General features: G+C 65.0%; 1 pseudogene. It reads left to right on the top strand.

The features are described 5' to 3' along the window. Positions 1 to 342: 342 nt before the first annotated feature. Positions 343 to 1,694 (top strand): annotated as a pseudogene (tnpC, locus tag JJL56_RS32660) (IS66 family transposase). Positions 1,695 to 1,986: the final 292 nt, after the last annotated feature.

The raw sequence follows: 1,986 nt of genomic DNA, 5'->3' as shown, positions 1-1,986 counted from the left end.
CGAAAAGCAGGCGCCGGACACCAGCCCGACATAGCCCGTACCGATCATCGCAATCCGCATGGAGCTTTGTCTCGCGTTCTTGGATATAGTCTGAATGTTGCTGATGGCATAGCACAGGATGGAATCGGGCGTCATCTCTGATGGTCCGAACTGCAAAGTGCAGAACATTTCCGGATGTGAAGGCTGCGCCTATACCCGTAGAGAGGGCGGCTGGAAAGGCAGCGAGAGGGTGATTGCTCACCGAGCTGGCTGAACGCCTGATGGCGCCTGGGCAGTCTGGGCATTGGAGGTGTCTGGTGATCGGGTGTTGCGCGGCACCTCGGGATATGAGTCAACGTCTCCATGACGGTTCCGCCGCGCTATCGCCTCAGTGACGCCGAGAAGGACGCCCTGCTGATCGAGCAGGCGGCGCTGATCGAGCGCCTGGCGGCGCGGGTGGCCGAACTGGAAGCCTTGGTCGGCAAGCCGAAGAAGACCTCGGCGAACTCGCACATCCCGCCCTCGCCGGATGGCCCCGAGGGCAAGGCCGGCAAGGCGAAGCGACGCCGTAAAGCACGGCCATCACGTCCCGGCGTCGCGCGGCCGCTCGCGTCTGATCCCGATCGCACCGAGCGCCGTCTTGCCGAGAGCTGCCCGCATTGCCAGACGGTGCTCTTGCCAGCCCCGCAGCGTTGCCGGTTCCGCTACGACCACATTGATCTGCCGGAGGTCCGCCCGGTGGTGACACGGGTCGAACTGTTCGGCGGCCGCTGCAGACAGTGCGGGCGGCGCTATCGGGCTGAACCGCCTGCTACCATGCCGCCGGGAACGCCATTCGGTCCGGGTATCCGCTCGCTGCTGGCCTACCTGCACCACAGCCATCATGTCGGCTTCGAGCGGCTGTCGCGCCTGCTGAAGGAGGTGTTCGGGCTGACCATCTCCGAAGGCGCCATCGCCAAGGCCTTCCGCCGCATGGGCGCGGCGCTCGACACCGCCTGCGCAGCGATCAAGACCAAGCTCCTGACCGCCCCCGTCATCGCCTCGGACGAGACCACGACACGGGGCAATGGCGTGACCCACTGGCAGTGGGTGCTCCAGTCCGATGAGGCTGTGCTGCACACCATTGCCGCCAGCCGGGGCCGGGCGGTGGCCGCCGCAGTCTTGGGCGACCACCAGCCCGAGGTGTGGGTCTCCGACCGCTACGCCGGCCAGCAGGAGCTGGGGCAAGTGCACCAAGTCTGCCTGGCTCACGTCTTGCGCGACGTGCAGTACGCCATCGACTGCGGCGACAGCGTGGTGGCTCCGAAACTCCGCGATCACCTGCGTTGGCCATCCGTGTCGGCAAGCGAAGACCGGAGTTGAAGGACAGCACACTCGCCGCCTACGCCGCCAAAGCCGAGCGCCGCCTCGATGCCCTGCTCGGTGTCCCCGCTGCCCATCCGGCCGGCCGCGAGTTGCAGCGCCAAATCAAGGCGTGGCGCGGCAAGTTCTTTGTCTTCCTCAGCGACCGCCGCGTACCGCCGACCAACAACGCCAGTGAGCAGGAAATCCGCCCCTCCGTGATCTTCCGCAAGGTGACCAACGGCTTCCGATCTGACTGGGGCCCGGGCATCCATGCCGGCTATCGCTCGGTCACCGGAACCGCACGCCGACAGGGTCAGTCCGCCTGGACCGCCACCAAGGCCCTCATCGGCGGAACCTTCGCCGTCGCTTGACCGCTCATCAGCCGCCAGCTGGGTGAGTAATTACGCGAGAGGCTTGTGTATCGAGTCGCGCAACCCAGGAGCCGTGAACTCACTGCCTATGTCGTAGAATCGGCACGTGACTCTAATAAAGCGTACTTTCCACTGTTTGGCTCTTGCCAAATTTCAGCATCTGCGCCTGCTAGTTGGCGTCTGTGGCACAGATAGCCAGCGATAAACGATCCTTTACGCCCAGAGAGACCATGACCGGAATCCGTAGCTACAATCGGCGCGTCCTGGTGACCGGCGGCGCCGGCTTCCTTGG

It is taken from the genome of Azospirillum aestuarii (assembly GCF_016632405.1).
In the GTDB taxonomy this organism is placed as follows: Bacteria; Pseudomonadota; Alphaproteobacteria; order Azospirillales; family Azospirillaceae; genus Azospirillum; species Azospirillum aestuarii.
This window is presented reverse-complemented; position numbering and strand designations above follow the sequence as displayed.